Genomic DNA, 16195 nt, shown 5'->3' with positions numbered 1-16195 from the left:
AAAACGGCGCCGAACCATCCTGAAAATGATTCGGCGCCGCAGCTGGCTGGCGAGCGTCATGCCCGCCGCGAAAATTATTGCAGCAGCGAAATATCCGCTACCTGCAGGAACAGATCGCGCAGCTTCGCCAGCAGCGTCAGGCGGTTAATACGCACTTCCCGATCGTCGGCGTTTACCATTACCTTATCGAAGAAGTTATCCACCGCTTCGCGCAGCTGCGCCAGCTCAATCAGCGCATCCTGATAGCGCCCTGCGGCAAACCACGGCTGTAATTTGCTTTCCAGCGCGGTAACGAAGGTAGCCAACTTGATCTCTTCATTCTCTTTCAGCAACGCTGCCTGTACGCGATCGTTCAGCGGCTCGGTCGCTTTTGCCAGAATATTAGAGACGCGCTTGTTGGCGGCGGCCAGCGCGGCGGCTTCATCCAGCGTGCGGAAGTGCGAAACCGCCTTCATGCGCGCATCGAAATCCGCCGGACGGGTTGGACGACGCGCCAGCACCGCCTGAATGGTATCGACGCTGTGGCCCTCTTCCTGATACCAGGCGCGGAAACGGCCCAGCATAAAGTCGATAACCTCATCCACCACCTTCTCGTTGCTCAGCTTGCTGCCGTACAGGCGCACCGCCTCTTCAGTCAGGGTTTGCAGATCGAGCGGCAGCTGCTTCTCAACGATAATGCGCAGCACGCCCAGCGCGGCGCGGCGCAGCGCGAACGGGTCTTTATCCCCTTTCGGATGCTGACCAATACCGAAGATGCCCGCCAGGGTATCCATTTTATCGGCAATCGCCAGCGCGCAGGCTACCGGGCTGGAAGGCAGATCGTCACCGGCGAAGCGCGGCTGATATTGTTCATTCAGCGCTACCGCCACCTCTTCCGCTTCGCCGTCGTGGCGTGCGTAGTGCATCCCCATTACGCCCTGGGTGTCGGTAAATTCAAACACCATATTGGTCATCAGGTCGCATTTGGAGAGCAGGCCGGCACGGGTCGCCATATTTACGTCCGCGCCAATCTGGGCGGCAATCCAGCCCGCCAGCGCCTGAATACGATCGGTTTTATCGCGCAGCGTGCCCAGCTGCTGCTGGAACAGCACGGTTTCCAGACGCGGCAGGTTATCTTCCAGACGTTTTTTGCGATCGGTATTGAAGAAGAACTCGGCGTCGGCGAGACGCGGACGCACCACCTTCTCGTTACCGGCAATAATCTGCTGCGGATCGCGCGATTCGATATTGGCGACAAAGATAAAATGCGGCAGCAGCTGGCCGTCATTGCCGTAAACCGGGAAATATTTCTGGTCGCCTTTCATGGTGTAAACCAGCGCTTCGGCAGGCACCGCGAGGAATTTTTCCTCGAAGGTCGCCGTCAGTACCACCGGCCATTCCACCAGCGAGGCGACTTCTTCCAGCAGGCTGTCGCTGAGATCGGCGTTGCCGCCAATCTGACGCGCCGCCGCTTCGGCATCGGCCTTGATTTTGGCTTTACGCGCTTCGTAATCCGCCATCACCTTGCCGCGCGTTTCCAGAATTTCTGGATACTGATCGGCATGGGCGATAGTGAACTCCGGCTCGCCCATAAAGCGGTGGCCGCGCAGGGTGCGGCCAGATTCGATGCCCAGAATAGTCGCCGGAATCAGCTCGTCGTCCAGCAGCAGGGTGACGGTATGTACCGGACGCACAAACTGCACGTCGCTGCTGCCCCAGCGCATCAGCTTCGGCACCGGCAGCTTGCCGAGCGCCGTGGCGATCATGCCCGGCAGCAGCTTCTGCGCGCTTTCACCCTGCACCTGGGCGCGATACATCAGCCATTCGCCCTTGTCGGTTTTCAGACGTTCCGCCCGATCGACGGTAATGCCGCAGCCGCGCGCCCAGCCTTCAGCTGCTTTGGTCGGCGCGCCGCTGGCGTCAAAGGCGGCGGCAATCGCCGGGCCGCGTTTCTCAATCTCGCGATCCGGCTGCGCCGCGCTCAGGTTGGCCACCTTCAGCGCCAGGCGGCGCGGCGCGGCATACCAGCTGACTTCGCCATGCGCAAGGCCGGCGTTGTCCAGTTCGGCGGTAACCTGAGCGGCGAAAGATTCCGCCAGGCTACGCAGTGCTTTCGGCGGCAGCTCTTCGGTGCCGATTTCCACCAGAAAAGTTTTATCAGTCATGGCTGCCTCTTATTTGTGGTTATTGCACATCGGGAAACCCAGCGCCTCGCGGGAGGCGTAGTAGGCTTCCGCCACGGCTTTGGTCAGGGTGCGGATGCGCAGAATATAGCGCTGGCGTTCGGTTACCGAAATCGCCTTGCGCGCGTCCAGCAGGTTAAAGCTGTGCGCCGCCTTCAGAATGCGCTCGTAGGCCGGCAGCGGCAGCGGTTTTTCCAGCGCCAGCAGCTGCTGCGCCTCTTTTTCATACTGCTCGAAGCAGGTGAAGAGGAAATCGACGTCGGCGTATTCGAAGTTATAGGTGGACTGCTCCACTTCGTTCTGATGGAACACGTCGCCGTAGGTAGTTTTACCCAGCGGGCCGTCGCTCCAGACCAGATCGTACACGCTGTCGACGCCCTGGATATACATCGCCAGACGCTCCAGGCCGTAGGTGATCTCGCCGGTTACCGGCCTGCACTCCAGGCCGCCGACCTGCTGGAAGTAGGTAAACTGCGTGACTTCCATACCGTTCAGCCAGACTTCCCAGCCGAGCCCCCAGGCGCCCAGCGTCGGGTTTTCCCAGTTATCTTCCACAAAGCGGATATCGTGTACGGTGGGATCGATGCCCAGCTCTTTCAGCGAGCCGAGGTAAAGCTCCTGAATATTATCCGGCGACGGCTTGATAATGGTCTGGAACTGGTAGTAGTGCTGTAAGCGGTTCGGGTTTTCCCCGTAGCGTCCGTCGGTAGGACGGCGTGAGGGCTGCACGTAGGCAGCGGCGATCGGCTCGGGACCAAGCGCCCGCAGGCAGGTCATCGGGTGAGAAGTGCCAGCGCCGACTTCCATGTCCAGAGGTTGAACGATGGTGCAGCCCTGACGCGCCCAGTAATCCTGCAAGGTCAGGATCAGGCCCTGAAAGGTCTTAGTATCAAACTTTTGCATGTTGAATTCGCACGCGATACGGGTGGATTAAAAAGTGTGGGTCAGTATACCCTTTGACCGACGGTTATGCAGCTTGAGATCGCGCTCCAACGCGCGCTTTGTTTTGTCAGGGTTGACGTCACCTGGCCTGAAGCCGATAAATTCGTTTGCTGGCAACCTGAGGTTGTTGAAGCGCAGCCGCCTGGCTACCCTCATAAACGCAAGCGCACGCGATATGAGGAAAAAATGTCTCTGCAAAAGATCGGCTGGATAGATAATTTACGCGCCGTCGCCTGCCTGATGGTGATCGTAATTCACACTACGACCTGGTATATCACCAACAGCGATCGGGTGGCGGAATCCGCCTGGGACCTGGCGAACCTGCTTAACTCCGCGTCGCGCGTCTGCGTACCGCTGTTCTTTATGATCTCCGGCTACCTGTTTTTCGGCGAACGCAGCGCGCAGCCGCGCCATTTTCTGCGCATTGCGCTCTGCCTGCTGTTCTACAGTATGGTGGCGCTGCTCTATATCAGCCTGCTGACGCCGATCAGTGAAAAACTGTCGCTGCTGTACCTGCTGCAAAAGCCGGTGTTCTATCACCTGTGGTTCTTCTTCGCCATCATCACTATCTATCTTTTTTCGCCGCTGATTCAGGTAAAACCGACCACGGCGGGTTACGTCGTCGCGCTGGTGCTGGTGCTGGCGATAATCGCCAATCCCCATACCGCTGCCCAGTCAACTGGACGTTTCCAGTGGCTGCCGGTTAATCTCTACATCAGCGGCGAAAGCATTTACTATCTGCTCTATGCCCTGCTGGGCCGCGCCCTCGGCGCCATGAATACGGAAAAGCGCGGCGTCAGCTGGCTGGCGGCGGCGCTGTTTCTCGCCTGCGTGGCGGGTATTTCGCTGGGCACCAAACAGGAGCTGCACGTTAACGGCGCGTTCTCCGACCTCTGGTATCTCTACTGCGGCCCGCTGGTGTTTATCGGCGCGCTGAGCCTGTTTATCTGGTTTAAAAACTGCCTGAACCAGCGTCCACTGCCAGGGCTGGCGCTGATTTCCCGCAATTCACTGCCGATTTACGGCTTTCACGCGCTGTTTATCCATTTTATGCGCACCCATCACCTTGATTATACCCAGCGGCCGTTGCTGGATATCGTGCTGGTCTTCAGCGTAACCCTGGCGGGCAGCCTGCTGCTGGCGTTGGGCCTGCGCCGTCTCGACAGGCATCATCTGGTGAGTTAAGCGCGACGTGCTCTCGTACTGCAATCGGCGCCGGCGATAAGCCAGACGCTTTTTTTACAGTGAATCCGTATCCATCAGCGGCGCCAGCTGCTGATAAAGCCTGGCGAACAGCGCCCGCCGCGCCTGATAGCGCTGATGGCGCTGCGCATCCGGCTGATGGCGCTGTTCCAGCGGCAGCGTGGGCAGCAGCGTTTCCGGCGGCGTATCCGGCTGCAACGCCAGCTGCGCCAGCCGTGCGGCGCCAAGCGCCGGGCCGACATCGCCGCCGCGGCAGTAGTCCAGCGTCTGTCCGCTGATATCCGCCAGCATCTGCCGCCAGAACGGGCTGCGCGCGCCGCCGCCGATCAGCGTCACGCGCTCCGGCTTAATGCCGCAGGCATGCACCGCATCCATACCCTCCGCCAGTGCGTATCCCACTCCTTCCAGCACCGCCAGCGCCAGTTCGGGCCGACCGTGCTGGTGCGTCATGCCGAAAAAGACCCCTTTCGCCTGCGGATTGTTGTGCGGCGTGCGTTCGCCGGAAAGATAGGGCAAAAAGAACAGCGGCGGCACATCGAGGCGCGCCCGCTCCGCCTCGGCCAGCAATTCAGGCACATCGGCGCAGCCGGTCAGCGCCGCCGCCCAGTCCAGACAGGCCGCCGCGCTGAGCATCACCGACATCAGATGCCAGCGATTCGGCAGCGCGTGACAGAAGCTGTGAACCGCGCTTTCCGGGTTCGCCAGAAAACCGTCGCTCACGACGAAGTAGACGCCGGACGTGCCCAGAGACAGCATGCTCTGTCCGGCGTTAATCATCCCGGTGCCTACCGCGCCCGCGGCATTATCGCCGCCGCCCGCCACCACCGGCACGCTTTCCATACCCCAGCGCTGCGCCAGCGCAGGCTGCAAATAGCCGGTGACCTGGTTGCCCTCGAACAGCGTCGGCATCTGCGCCTGCGTCAGCCCGCAGGCCCCCAGCAGCGCATCGCTCCAGCAGCGATTCGCCACGTCCAGCCAGAGCGTACCTGCCGCATCAGACATGTCGCTGGCGAAGTCGCCGGTCAGACGCCAGCGCAGGTAATCTTTCGGCAGCAGCACCTTCGCGATGCGTGAGAAAATCTCCGGCTCATGCTGCCTGACCCACAGCAGCTTCGGCGCGGTGAACCCCGGCATCATCAGGTTGCCGGTAATCTGCCGCGCCTGCGGCACCTTTTCTTCCAGCTGTTGACACTGCGCGAGGCTGCGGCCATCGTTCCATAAAATCGCCGGACGCAGCGGCTGATGCTGCGCATCCAGCAGCGTCGCGCCATGCATCTGCCCGGTCAGGCCGATCGCCCTGACCTGACTGAGATCGTGCTGCTGACGCAGCGCCTGCAGCGCGCTGTCGGTCGCCTGCCACCAGCTGTTCGCGTCCTGCTCGCTCCACAGCGGCTGCGGACGCGAAACGGCCAGCTTCTTCGTCTGGCTGGCGACTACTTCGCCCGCCGCGTTCAGCAGCACCGCCTTGACGCCGGAGGTGCCTAAATCAATGCCGATAACCATGCTCCGGCTCCCGTTGTTTTATCCGCGATACAGCCAGCCGTTAACCAGATTCTCCAGCTGCTCCTGACGTCCGCTCTGATGTTGGGGGTTAAGCTGCTGTGCGGCAGCGTGGGAAGCCAGCGCCGCCAGCGACATCTCGCCCTGCAGGATCTGCTGCCCCAGCTCGCCGTTCCAGCCGCTATAGCGCGCAGCAACGCGCCGATCCAGCTCGCCCGCCTCAATCATGCGCGCCGCCAGTTTCAGCGCCAGCGCCATGGTGTCCATCGCGCCGATATGCCCGTAAAAGAGATCGTATTTATCGGTACTCTGGCGCCGTACTTTGGCGTCAAAATTAAGCCCGCCGGTGGTAAACCCGCCCGCCTTCACGATCTCATACATTACCAGCGCGTTCTCTTCCACGCTGTTCGGGAACTGATCGGTATCCCAGCCCAGCTGCGGATCGCCGCGGTTGGCATCCACCGAGCCGAAAATACCCAGCGCTATCGCCATCGCAATTTCGTGATGGAAGCTGTGGCCGGCCAGCGTAGCGTGGTTCGCCTCGACGTTAACTTTCACCTCTTTTTCCAGCCCAAACTGCTGCAGAAAGCCATAAACCGTAGCCACATCATAATCATACTGATGTTTAGTCGGCTCCTGCGGCTTCGGTTCAATCAGCAGCGTGCCCTGAAAGCCGGTTTTATGTTTGTGCTCCACCACCATCTGCATAAAGCGCCCAAGCTGCTGGCGCTCCTGACGTAGATCGGTATTCAGCAGCGTTTCATAGCCCTCACGCCCGCCCCACAGAACGTAGTTTTCGCCGCCGAGCTGATGGGTGGCCTGCATGGCGCTGCATACCTGGCTCGCCGCCCAGGCAAAGACTTCCGGATCGGGGTTGGTCGCGGCCCCGGCGCCGTAGCGCGGATGGGTAAAGCAGTTGGCGGTGCCCCACAGCAGCCTGACGCCGGTCTGCTGCTGTTTCTCCTGCAGCACCTCGGTCATCAGCGCCAGATTATGCTGATAGCTTTGCAGCGATCCCCCTTCCGGCGCGACATCAACATCGTGAAAACAGTAAAAAGGCACGTTCAGCTTGTAGAAAAATTCGAAGGCGACATCCGCTTTGCGCTTCGCCATTTCCAGCGCGTCGCCCGCTTTTTGCCACGGCCGGTCAAAGGCGCTGACGCCAAACATATCCACGCCGGTCCAGCAGAAAGTATGCCAGTAGCAGGCGGCAAAGCGCAGATGATCCGCCATACGCTTACCCAGCACGATTTCATCAGGATTATAATGACGAAACGCCAGCGGATCGCTGCTGTCTGGCCCCTGATAGCTAACGCGTTCAATCTGATCAAAATAAGCCTGCATCTTTTACTCCTTAACAAGTGACCGGAAATGGTCAGCGAAGATAGCTTTATTCTGATCGGCGCCTCAGCAATGCTCAATTATGTTATTTCACACCGCAATTAAGATAATTATTATCTGTGCGATACCTCGCAAATTAACCCGTTCGATCGCCTGATTTTCGTTACCGCACGCAAAAATCACAGCAGAACAATCCGCCACGCATTAAAAAATAGACCGCCATCATAAAATCAGAAATAAACCAAAAAACGTAACCCCAGGATAAAAATCTGTAATTGCTAAACCCGGCCATCAGGTCAAGAATTCATCAGCCCATTCAGGATCGCCTTAATAAAAATGACCTCAACCTACAGGGTAATGAAGATGAAAATGAAACCTACGTTACTGGCTCTCTGCGCTGCGCTGGCCCTGTTTAGCCAGGCTGGACAGGCAAAAGAGGTGAAGATCGGCATGGCGATTGACGACCTGCGCCTTGAACGCTGGCAAAAAGATCGCGATATTTTCGTGAAAAAGGCTGAAGCGCTGGGCGCCAGCGTATTTGTTCAGTCCGCCAACGGCAATGAAGAGACGCAGATGTCGCAGATTGAAAATATGATCAACCGCGGCGTGGACGTGCTGGTGATTATTCCCTACAACGGCCAGGTATTAAGCAACGTGATTGCCGAAGCGAAGCAGGAAGGCATTAAAGTGCTGGCTTACGATCGCATGATAAATAATGCCGATATCGATTTTTATATCTCTTTCGATAATGAAAAAGTCGGCGAACTTCAGGCCCAAAGTATGGTAAAGCAGGTGCCGCAGGGGAATTACTTTTTGATGGGCGGCTCGCCGGTGGATAATAACGCCCGGCTGTTCCGCGCCGGTCAAATGAAGGTGCTTAAGCCATTAATCGATCAGGGCAAAATCAAGGTAGTGGGCGATCAGTGGGTCGATGCCTGGCTGCCGGAAAACGCGTTGAAAATAATGGAAAACGCCCTGACCGCCAATAACAACCATATCGATGCGGTGGTCGCCTCGAATGACGCCACCGCCGGCGGCGCGATTCAGGCGCTTTCCGCTCAGGGGCTGGCGGGCAAAGTCGCTATCTCCGGCCAGGATGCCGATCTGGCGGCCATCAAACGTATCGAAAGCGGCACGCAGACCATGACGGTCTATAAACCAATCAGCAAGCTGGCGGATGCCGCAGCCAAAATCGCCGTTGAACTTGGCGAGGGCAAGCAGCCGGAATCTAACGCCACGCTCAGCAACGGCAAAAAAGAGGTGCCGGCCTGGCTGCTGACGCCGATTCCGGTTGATAAGAGCAATATTGACAGCACCGTGGTTGCCGATGGCTTTCATAAAAAGAGCGATCTCTGAATTTCAGATTCCTTAAGCGCCGGGCCGCAGGCAAGGGTTTTACCGTCCGACGGGCGGCCCTGATAGCCTGAGCCGCGGCGTTTGCTGCTCTTTGCCGGCCAACAGATGGAGTAGGACATGACGACGCAACTGGAAATGAAAAATATTACCAAGCGCTTCGGCAGCGTAAAGGCCGTCGACAATATTTCGCTGCGCCTGGATGCGGGTGAAATCGTATCGCTGTGCGGCGAAAACGGCTCCGGTAAATCGACGCTGATGAAGGTACTGTGCGGCCTCTATCCCAGCGGCGACTACGAGGGCGAAATCCTGTTCGCCGGCGAACCGTTACGCGCGGCGACCATCCGCGATACGGAGCGCAAGGGCATAGTGATTATCCATCAGGAGCTGGCGCTGGTACGGCAGCTCACGGTGCTGGAAAATATCTTTCTCGGCAGCGAGATTACCCGTGGCGGCGTGGTGGATGACGAAACGATGGCGCTGCGCTGTCAGCGCCTGCTCAAACAGGTAAAGCTGGATATTTCCCCCTGGACGCGCGTCGGCGAGCTGGGAATCGGCCAGCAGCAGCTGGTGGAGATTGCCAGGGCGTTAAATAAACAGGTGCGGCTGCTGATTCTGGATGAGCCTACCTCTTCCCTGACCGAACAGGAAACCGGCGTGCTGCTGGAGATCGTCAACGATCTGCGCGATCACGGCATCGCCTGCGTTTATATCTCCCACAAGCTGAACGAAGTTAAAGCGATCTCCGATACCATCTGCGTGATTCGCGACGGCCAGCATATCGCTACCTGTGCGGCTGCGGGCCTGAGCGAAGATGACATTATTACCATGATGGTCGGACGTGAACTGACCGCGCTCTATCCTCGCGAACCGCACGCGCAGGGCGAGGAGATTTTGCGCGTGACGAATCTCACCGCCTGGCATCCGGTAAACCGCCATCTGCGCCGGGTAAATAACGTTTCCTTCACGCTGCGGCGCGGCGAGATTCTCGGTATCGCCGGGCTGGTGGGCGCGGGACGTACCGAAACCGTCCAGTGCCTTACCGGCCTGTGGCCGGGACGCTGGGAAGGCGAGGTGGTAATACAGGGCCACCGGGTTGAAGCGCGCCGCTGGAGCTGCCAGCAGGCAATTCACCACGGTATTGCTATGGTGCCGGAAGATCGTAAAAAGGATGGCATCGTTCCGCTATTAGGCGTGGGGAAAAATATCACCCTGGCGGCGCTCAGCCAGTTTAGCGGCCCGCTCTCAACGCTGGACGACGCGCGTGAACAGATCGCCATCAACGACGCCATTCAACAGCTGCGGGTAAAAACCGCGTCGCCGGAGTTAGCGATAGGCCGCCTCAGCGGCGGTAATCAGCAAAAGGCGGTGATCGCCAAATGTCTGCTGCTTAACCCGCAGGTGCTGATTCTGGACGAGCCGACGCGCGGTATCGATATCGGCGCCCGCGTGGAAATCTACAAGCTGATTCATCAACTGGTGCAACAGGGCATCGCCATTATCGTGATCTCTTCCGAACTACCGGAGGTATTAGGGCTAAGCGATCGCGTGCTGGTAATGCACGAAGGCCAAATCAAAGCTGATCTGCCGAACCATAACCTGACGCAGGAGCAGGTAATGGAAGCGGCGCTGCGGAGTGAACACTATGCTTAAAACCAATACCGCGATGCTGCCCGCCAGCGGCGGCGGCGCGCCGGGCAAATTACGCCTGCTTAACCTGCAGGTGCTGGTTATGCTGGCTGCCATCCTGTTGATTATGCTGTTTTTTACCTGGATGACCGACGGCGCTTACCTTAGCGCGCGCAACGTCTCTAACCTGCTGCGCCAGACAGCCATCACCGGCATTCTGGCGGTAGGCATGGTTTTTGTGATTATCGCCGCTGAGATCGACCTCTCGGTAGGCTCGATGATGGGTCTGCTGGGCGGCGCCGCGGCTATTTTTGACGTCTGGCTGGGCTGGCCGCTGCCGTTGACTATTGTAGTTACGCTGGCGCTTGGTCTGCTGCTGGGCGCCTGGAACGGCTGGTGGGTGGCCTACCGTAAAGTACCCTCTTTTATTGTCACCCTGGCGGGGATGCTTGCCTTTCGCGGCGTACTGGTAGGCATCACCAACGGCACCACCGTCGCCCCTACCAGCCCGGCAATGTCGCAAATTGGGCAGAGCTACCTTGCCGACGGTATCGGCTTCGGCTTTGGCGTCATCGGCCTTGGCCTGTTTATCGCCTGGCAGTGGCGGCTGCGGATGCGCCGTCAGGAGATGGGCCTGCCGCAGCCAACCGGGCGCAGCGCGGTAACGCGCCAGGCTATTACCGCGCTGCTGGTGCTGGGCGCTATCTGGCTGTTAAACGATTATCGCGGCGTGCCGACGCCGGTGCTGATTCTGGCGCTGCTGCTGCTGGCGGGGATGTTTATGGCGACGCGTACCGCTTTTGGCCGCCGTATCTACGCCATCGGCGGCAACCTGGATGCCGCCCGGCTCTCCGGTATTAACGTGGCGCGCACCAAGCTGGCGGTATTTGCTATTAACGGCCTGCTGGTCGCGGTCGCCGGATTGATCCTCAGTTCCCGCCTCGGCGCCGGCTCCCCCTCTGCCGGCAATATCGCCGAACTGGACGCTATTGCCGCCTGCGTTATCGGCGGGACCAGCCTCGCCGGCGGTATCGGTTCGGTCGCGGGCGCGGTAATGGGCGCTTTTATTATGGCCTCGCTGGATAACGGCATGAGCATGATGGATGTACCCACTTTCTGGCAGTACATCGTTAAAGGCGCCATTCTGCTGCTGGCGGTCTGGATGGATTCCGCTACCCGACGGCGGGTGTAATCGTCGAAGCAGATCACAGGGCTCGCCAATTTTTTTCTGCTGCCGGTTTGGCTGTGGTAATCAGGATGCAGAATAAAAACGGGAGTGATCATGTTTGAAAAACGTTTCCGCATCAGCCTGCTGTTTAACGCCAACAAAGCCTACGATCGTCAGGTGGTAGAGGGCGTTGGCGAATACTTACAAGCATCGCAAACCGACTGGGATATTTTTATTGAGGAGGATTTTCGCTGCCGTATTGAAAATATTCGTGAGTGCCTGGGAGACGGCGTGATCGCCGACTACGACGATACGGCGATCGAGGCGCTGCTGCGCAATGTGGAGGTTCCTATCGTAGGCGTTGGCGGCTCCTACCATCGCCCCGAAGATTATCCGCCGGTCCACTATATCGCTACCGACAACGCCGCGCTGGTAGAGAGCGCCTTTCTGCACCTGAAAGAAAAGGGCATCAACCGTTTCGCCTTTTACGGCCTGCCCGCCTCCAGCGGCAAGCGCTGGGCGCAGGAGCGGGAGTACGCCTTTCGCCAGCTGGTAGCGAAAGAGCGCTACCAGGGCGTAATTTATCAGGGTATGGAAACGGCGCCTGCCCACTGGCAGCATGCGCAAAACCGACTCGCCGACTGGCTGCAGACGCTGCCGCCGCAGACCGGAATTATTGCGGTAACCGACGCGCGCGCCCGCCACCTGCTACAGGTATGCGAACATTTAAAAATCCCGGTGCCGGAGAAGCTGTGCGTAATCGGTATCGATAATGAAGAACTGACGCGCTATCTGTCACGCGTTGCGCTGTCATCAGTCGCGCAGGGCACTCACCAGATGGGCTATCAGGCGGCCAAGCTGCTGCATCGTCTGCTGGATCGGCAATCATTGCCGCTACAGCGCATTCTGGTACCGCCCGTTAAAGTAGTCGCCCGCCGTTCTACCGACTATCGTTCGCTGCGCGATCCGGCGGTGATTCAGGCTATGCACTATATTCGCGGCAACGCCTGCAAAGGTATTAAGGTTGAGCAGGTACTGGACGCGGTCGGCATGTCGCGTTCCAACCTGGAAAAACGCTTTAAGGATGAAACCGGCGAAACCATTCATACCATTATTCATAGTGAAAAACTGGAGCGGGCGCGTACCCTGTTAATCTCATCTTCGCTGCCGATCAATGAGATTTCGCAAATGTGCGGCTATCCATCGCTCCAGTATTTTTATTCGGTATTTAAGAAAAGCTATGCCACGACGCCCAGAGAGTATCGCCGACAGAGCGGCGAGATATTCTAGTCAGGTATTATTATCAGCATTTATAAGCCGCAAACGGGGTAGCAGCACAGATATACAAGGAACAAGGGTGACCGCATAAACGCAAAATTAACCAGTCATTAAGCTGCCTTCCAGCGCCATTGAGAAGAGCTGTATCCTGGCGGCTCCGGTGTTATACTCGCAGCCATCATTTGATGGAAGATCGTCGTCTCCGGTGAGGCGGCCGGACTTCAAATCCGGTTGGGGCCGCCAGCGGTCCTGGGCAGGTTCGACCCCTGTGATCTTCCGCCAATTTGCCTCTACTGAACGCCACTGTAATCAGTAAATCCCTTATACTAGCTGCCATAACAATCAGTTATGTTCTCCTGGGGTCAACTTATCTCTACCAGAATCAAGTACATTCTGGGAGGCATAAAAGATGCGCCCCTTTTGAGGTGCCCTCAATGAAGTTAACAGCTCGCCAGGTTGATACTGTTAAACCGAAAGAGTCAAAAATTTGCTCAAGCACCTGTTTCGCGCTCTCTTATTCCGGCTCCGCCCGGCACGTTGATTATGGCTGCGCAACATCATAAGGAGAGGCACCCACAACCCGGCATTGCACTGTGGATTATAGGGATCAGCGAAAGTTTGAGCCGTCGCCGTCCATTACGCTCAAGGGCCGCTGGATGGCGGCGCTGGGGTTTGTGACCGGGCAGAAGATCGAGGTGATCACCGGGCCGGGACAGCTGATCATCCGGCTGGCGAGGGAGGAGTAGCTGACGGGTTTAAGTAAAAATCCGCCTTCATCGAAGGTGGCATTGATTTCGCCCTGGAAGAGCGTACTAAATACGCTAAAAAGAAGTCTCTGCCAGTCCTGTTAGGTTTAAACCCAAAGACAATAAGGCAGAGCCAAACCTGCTGATGACTACGCCCATAGGTCGTGGTTTTATAAGGTGGTAGTAAAAATCCCGCCGGTAAAGGGCGGGATTTCATTAAGACATAAACGTATTTGATTCTTTAACTAAATAGTTTCGCCACTTATCCATTAAATGATTAATATTCTCCGCCTCAGTATGCTTTGATGGATCATATCCATCATTAGGAGGCATATATTTTATAAAACCTTCTATTTCACCTGGGTAATCAAAATGAGCGTAGATATTTTCTACTTCTCCTAACGGATCATCAAAACAACCTTGATTTTTCCAAAGCCAGCTAAGTACTATATATAGCCACTTTTTTCTAATCGCTGACTGGCCATTCTGCTTAATTTCCGAACATAGCTCTTTTAGCAAAGGATCTATGTTATTTTTTTCACCCGGCATAATAAATGACAATTCAAGCTCAGGCTTCGTATAACACTCTGTTAAGACAATCTTTTCCGCCTTCTTTACGGGCACTTCTGAGGTAATGAGACTATTTTCATAACCCCACTTTACTTCACACCACGACAGCCGAATATTTTTATCAATAAAATCGAAAGGTATCGGGTATAAATTCATATCATTTCACCTTCTGCACTCTTTGATTGGGTTTACCCGTAATTCTTCCACTCTCGATAAACCTTTGGTGTGTTACGTTCCCTTTATTGTCATAAATATATTCGAATACACCTTTTTTCCATTAAAGGAACCTTCGGCTTGCAATAATCTTCTTTCTATACCATCACCGCCTTTGATAGTGAAAACTTTCCCACTCATCAATTGTTCGCGACTCAGATAACTTGCTCCTCTATGTGTAGGATCCGGTTTTAGTCCACTACCAATACGATCTGCCTCCAGTATTTTGTTAACGACTGAAGATTTTAATGTTGTTTCTACTATACCAGTAGTTTTCGCAACCACTTTCTCCGTCAGGAGCACACCGCCTTTCGCCACTCCGGCTCCGCCAGCCAGCAGACCAGCTATATCCGTGACCAGCTTCCCGCCTTCAACCCCTGCATTAAACGATCCGCTGGCCCCGGCTCTCTGGTATTCCGCTTCCATCCGATCAATACGGTCGATATAGGACTGCTTCACTGCATCCGATACATTGCCCAGCACGTCACCGCTGTTAAACAGAGATTTCAGCGCCTCGTAGGTTTCAACCGGACTGCTGGCCGTTTTCACGATGCCGTCAACGGCATCATACAGTCCTGCCGGAACCCCGGCGATCATACCCGCCGCAAAGCTGCCGTCCTGACCCAGGTCAATCGCCGTCCATTTTGCCTGAGTCTGAGCTTTACAGGAGATGCTCTTACATTGTGCAAGTTCTTCTTTCTTCTGAGCCTGCTGTTTCTGGCTCAAATAGTTATTCTCAACTATACGGTACCACAATACTTGTGATGTATTCTCTTCAGATTAAAAACCTTTAACTTTGAATAAATGAAGCATGCCAATCCCTAAGCCTACAATCCCACCGCCACCAACGCTCATTTTTATCAATTTTACAAATTGATAACTCTCAAAGTATACCGGCGTACCGGCATAAATATAGAAAAAAAGCTCCAGAGAAATATAAAATACTATACCAATAATAAACATCCCTAATATGCAGATCATTATTATAGTAATTAAGAACAGAAGGCTCCTCATTCTCCTCCCTCCATTCCATTATTTTTTTTCTGGATTAAAGCACTTCCAAATTCAGATGTTAAGCTACCACTGGCATTACCTACTGCCCCTGGGATCTTACTCGGCAACATTTCTTTCGAAATCCCGAATTGACCTTTCACCTCACTATATTTCAACCAATTAGCATCAAACTTCGGATTCCAGCCGCCGGTTAACCACTTACCCGCCGTATTTGCTGCCGGTTTCACAATATAGTTACCAACACCATATCCAGCCCAGGCACCTGCTCCCGTTGTTACAGCTCCGGTCAGTGGATCATCACCATTTATGGCATTAGTCAAAGCACCTCCCGCACTGTTCCAGGCTACAGTACCTTTCCAACCCTGTCCCATTGTCGCTACATTTACCCAGCCTGCTATCACAGAGTTAACCGGATTTACCTCGCCGCTACTTGCATACTGCACTCCAGCATTCACTCCGGCCCCCAGCCCCCACACCGCAGCCTGTTCTGCCGTTAACGTACCGACTCCCACTGTACTGGCTACTCCTGCTGAAACAATTGCATTTCCCTTCGCTATATCGCCAGCCACTTTCGCTTTATCCTCTGCTGTTGCGTCCGGTGTTTTCCCTAACCAAAATCCCAGATCTGAACCGGCTGCCGCGCCCAGCGCATTATTCTCAACAACAAGAAATCCCGGTTCGATAGCCGGGATTTTTGTGCTATCTGTTTCTGTTTTTTCTGTAGTGCTGGTAGTAGATCCACCAACAACCTATCGCTCCAATAATTCCTCCCGCGATACTTCCTTTCAAAATTTTTAAGTAATCAATCGAGGACAAATTCAAAGATGATCCATTAAGGGAAAAGTAAAATAACTTGATTACAATCTGCATAGTTACAGCAGCAATAAATATCCCAGTAGGGAAGGCTATTAACAGGTAAACGAAGATTGAAAACCATTTTGAGGCTAAGATTTTCATTGGCCACCACCCAGTACTTTTCCTGCCTGATCATTTCCATATTCGGTTGTTACAGAGCTGGTTATGTTTCCAGCAACACCTGGCGCTGGATTAACCGGTAAAGGCTTCGATATCCCCAT

The 16195-nt window shown here is 55.7% G+C and carries 12 protein-coding genes, 1 tRNA gene and 2 pseudogenes; 7 read left to right on the top strand and 8 right to left on the bottom strand.

Annotated elements, in window-relative coordinates:
• Positions 1 to 74: 74 nt before the first annotated feature.
• Together glyS and glyQ are read right to left on the bottom strand one after the other, a co-directional pair.
• Positions 75 to 2144: a glycine--tRNA ligase subunit beta gene (gene glyS / locus FKM52_RS11000; RefSeq protein ID WP_141176226.1), complete on the bottom strand. Its 2070-nt coding sequence runs from the start codon at positions 2142 to 2144 to the stop codon at positions 75 to 77.
• Between the two features lie 9 nt (positions 2145 to 2153).
• On the bottom strand, positions 2154 to 3065 hold the full coding sequence (gene glyQ / locus FKM52_RS10995; RefSeq protein WP_141176225.1) for a glycine--tRNA ligase subunit alpha: 912 nt from the start codon (positions 3063 to 3065) through the stop codon (positions 2154 to 2156).
• A 225-nt stretch (positions 3066 to 3290) separates the two neighbouring features.
• On the opposite strand from glyQ, the gene FKM52_RS10990 reads away from it, so the two are divergent.
• Positions 3291 to 4289 carry an acyltransferase gene (locus FKM52_RS10990; RefSeq protein WP_141176224.1) on the top strand — a complete coding sequence of 333 codons (999 nt, stop codon included), beginning with the start codon at positions 3291 to 3293 and terminating at the stop codon, positions 4287 to 4289.
• 54 nt (positions 4290 to 4343) lie between these two features.
• On the opposite strand, the gene xylB is transcribed toward FKM52_RS10990, so the two are convergent.
• Positions 4344 to 5810 (bottom strand): xylulokinase, encoded by a 1467-nt coding sequence (gene xylB / locus FKM52_RS10985; RefSeq protein WP_141176223.1) that lies wholly within the window; start codon positions 5808 to 5810, stop codon positions 4344 to 4346.
• Between the two features lie 18 nt (positions 5811 to 5828).
• On the bottom strand, positions 5829 to 7151 hold the full coding sequence (gene xylA / locus FKM52_RS10980; RefSeq protein WP_141176222.1) for a xylose isomerase: 1323 nt from the start codon (positions 7149 to 7151) through the stop codon (positions 5829 to 5831).
• Between the two features lie 360 nt (positions 7152 to 7511).
• Here xylA and xylF point away from each other — a divergent pair, with 360 nt between their 5' ends.
• The 6 genes from xylF (at position 7512) to FKM52_RS10955 (ending at position 13322) form a co-directional block, all read left to right on the top strand.
• Complete coding sequence (gene xylF / locus FKM52_RS10975) at positions 7512 to 8504, top strand: D-xylose ABC transporter substrate-binding protein (RefSeq protein ID WP_141176221.1); 993 nt, start codon at positions 7512 to 7514, stop codon at positions 8502 to 8504.
• A 117-nt stretch (positions 8505 to 8621) separates the two neighbouring features.
• Entirely contained in the window at positions 8622 to 10154 is a 1533-nt protein-coding gene (locus tag FKM52_RS10970; protein ID WP_141176220.1) for a xylose ABC transporter ATP-binding protein, read from the top strand.
• A complete protein-coding gene (xylH, locus tag FKM52_RS10965) occupies positions 10147 to 11322 on the top strand; it encodes a xylose ABC transporter permease XylH (protein WP_141176219.1) in 1176 nt (391 codons plus the stop codon). Before FKM52_RS10970 ends, xylH begins: the two co-directional genes overlap by 8 nt.
• A gap of 90 nt (positions 11323 to 11412) precedes the next feature.
• Positions 11413 to 12588 carry a D-xylose utilization transcriptional activator XylR gene (gene xylR, locus FKM52_RS10960; protein WP_141176218.1) on the top strand — a complete coding sequence of 392 codons (1176 nt, stop codon included), beginning with the start codon at positions 11413 to 11415 and terminating at the stop codon, positions 12586 to 12588.
• 175 nt (positions 12589 to 12763) lie between these two features.
• Positions 12764 to 12858, top strand: a tRNA-Sec gene (locus tag FKM52_RS21700).
• Positions 12859 to 13169: 311 nt separating this feature from the next.
• Positions 13170 to 13322 carry a SymE family type I addiction module toxin gene (locus FKM52_RS10955; protein WP_141176217.1) on the top strand — a complete coding sequence of 51 codons (153 nt, stop codon included), beginning with the start codon at positions 13170 to 13172 and terminating at the stop codon, positions 13320 to 13322.
• 216 nt (positions 13323 to 13538) lie between these two features.
• Here FKM52_RS10955 and FKM52_RS10950 read toward each other — a convergent pair whose 3' ends face one another.
• From FKM52_RS10950 to FKM52_RS10935, 4 genes and pseudogenes are all read right to left on the bottom strand, one after another.
• Positions 13539 to 14048 carry a DUF2247 family protein gene (locus FKM52_RS10950; RefSeq protein ID WP_141176216.1) on the bottom strand — a complete coding sequence of 170 codons (510 nt, stop codon included), beginning with the start codon at positions 14046 to 14048 and terminating at the stop codon, positions 13539 to 13541.
• 1 nt (position 14049) lies between these two features.
• A pseudogene (locus FKM52_RS22215) lies at positions 14050 to 14846 on the bottom strand (VENN motif pre-toxin domain-containing protein); the annotation flags it as partial.
• Positions 14847 to 14885: 39 nt separating this feature from the next.
• The gene (locus FKM52_RS10940; protein ID WP_181407926.1) at positions 14886 to 15119 is read right to left on the bottom strand and encodes a hypothetical protein; all 234 of its coding nucleotides are present in this window, start codon (positions 15117 to 15119) and stop codon (positions 14886 to 14888) included.
• Positions 15116 to 15598 (bottom strand): annotated as a pseudogene (locus FKM52_RS10935) (hypothetical protein); the annotation flags it as partial. The pseudogene FKM52_RS10935 and the gene FKM52_RS10940, both read right to left, overlap by 4 nt.
• Positions 15599 to 16195 lie beyond the last annotated feature (597 nt).

Source organism: Mixta tenebrionis (assembly GCF_006517625.1).
Classification (GTDB): Bacteria; Pseudomonadota; Gammaproteobacteria; order Enterobacterales; family Enterobacteriaceae; genus Mixta; species Mixta tenebrionis.
This window is presented reverse-complemented; position numbering and strand designations above follow the sequence as displayed.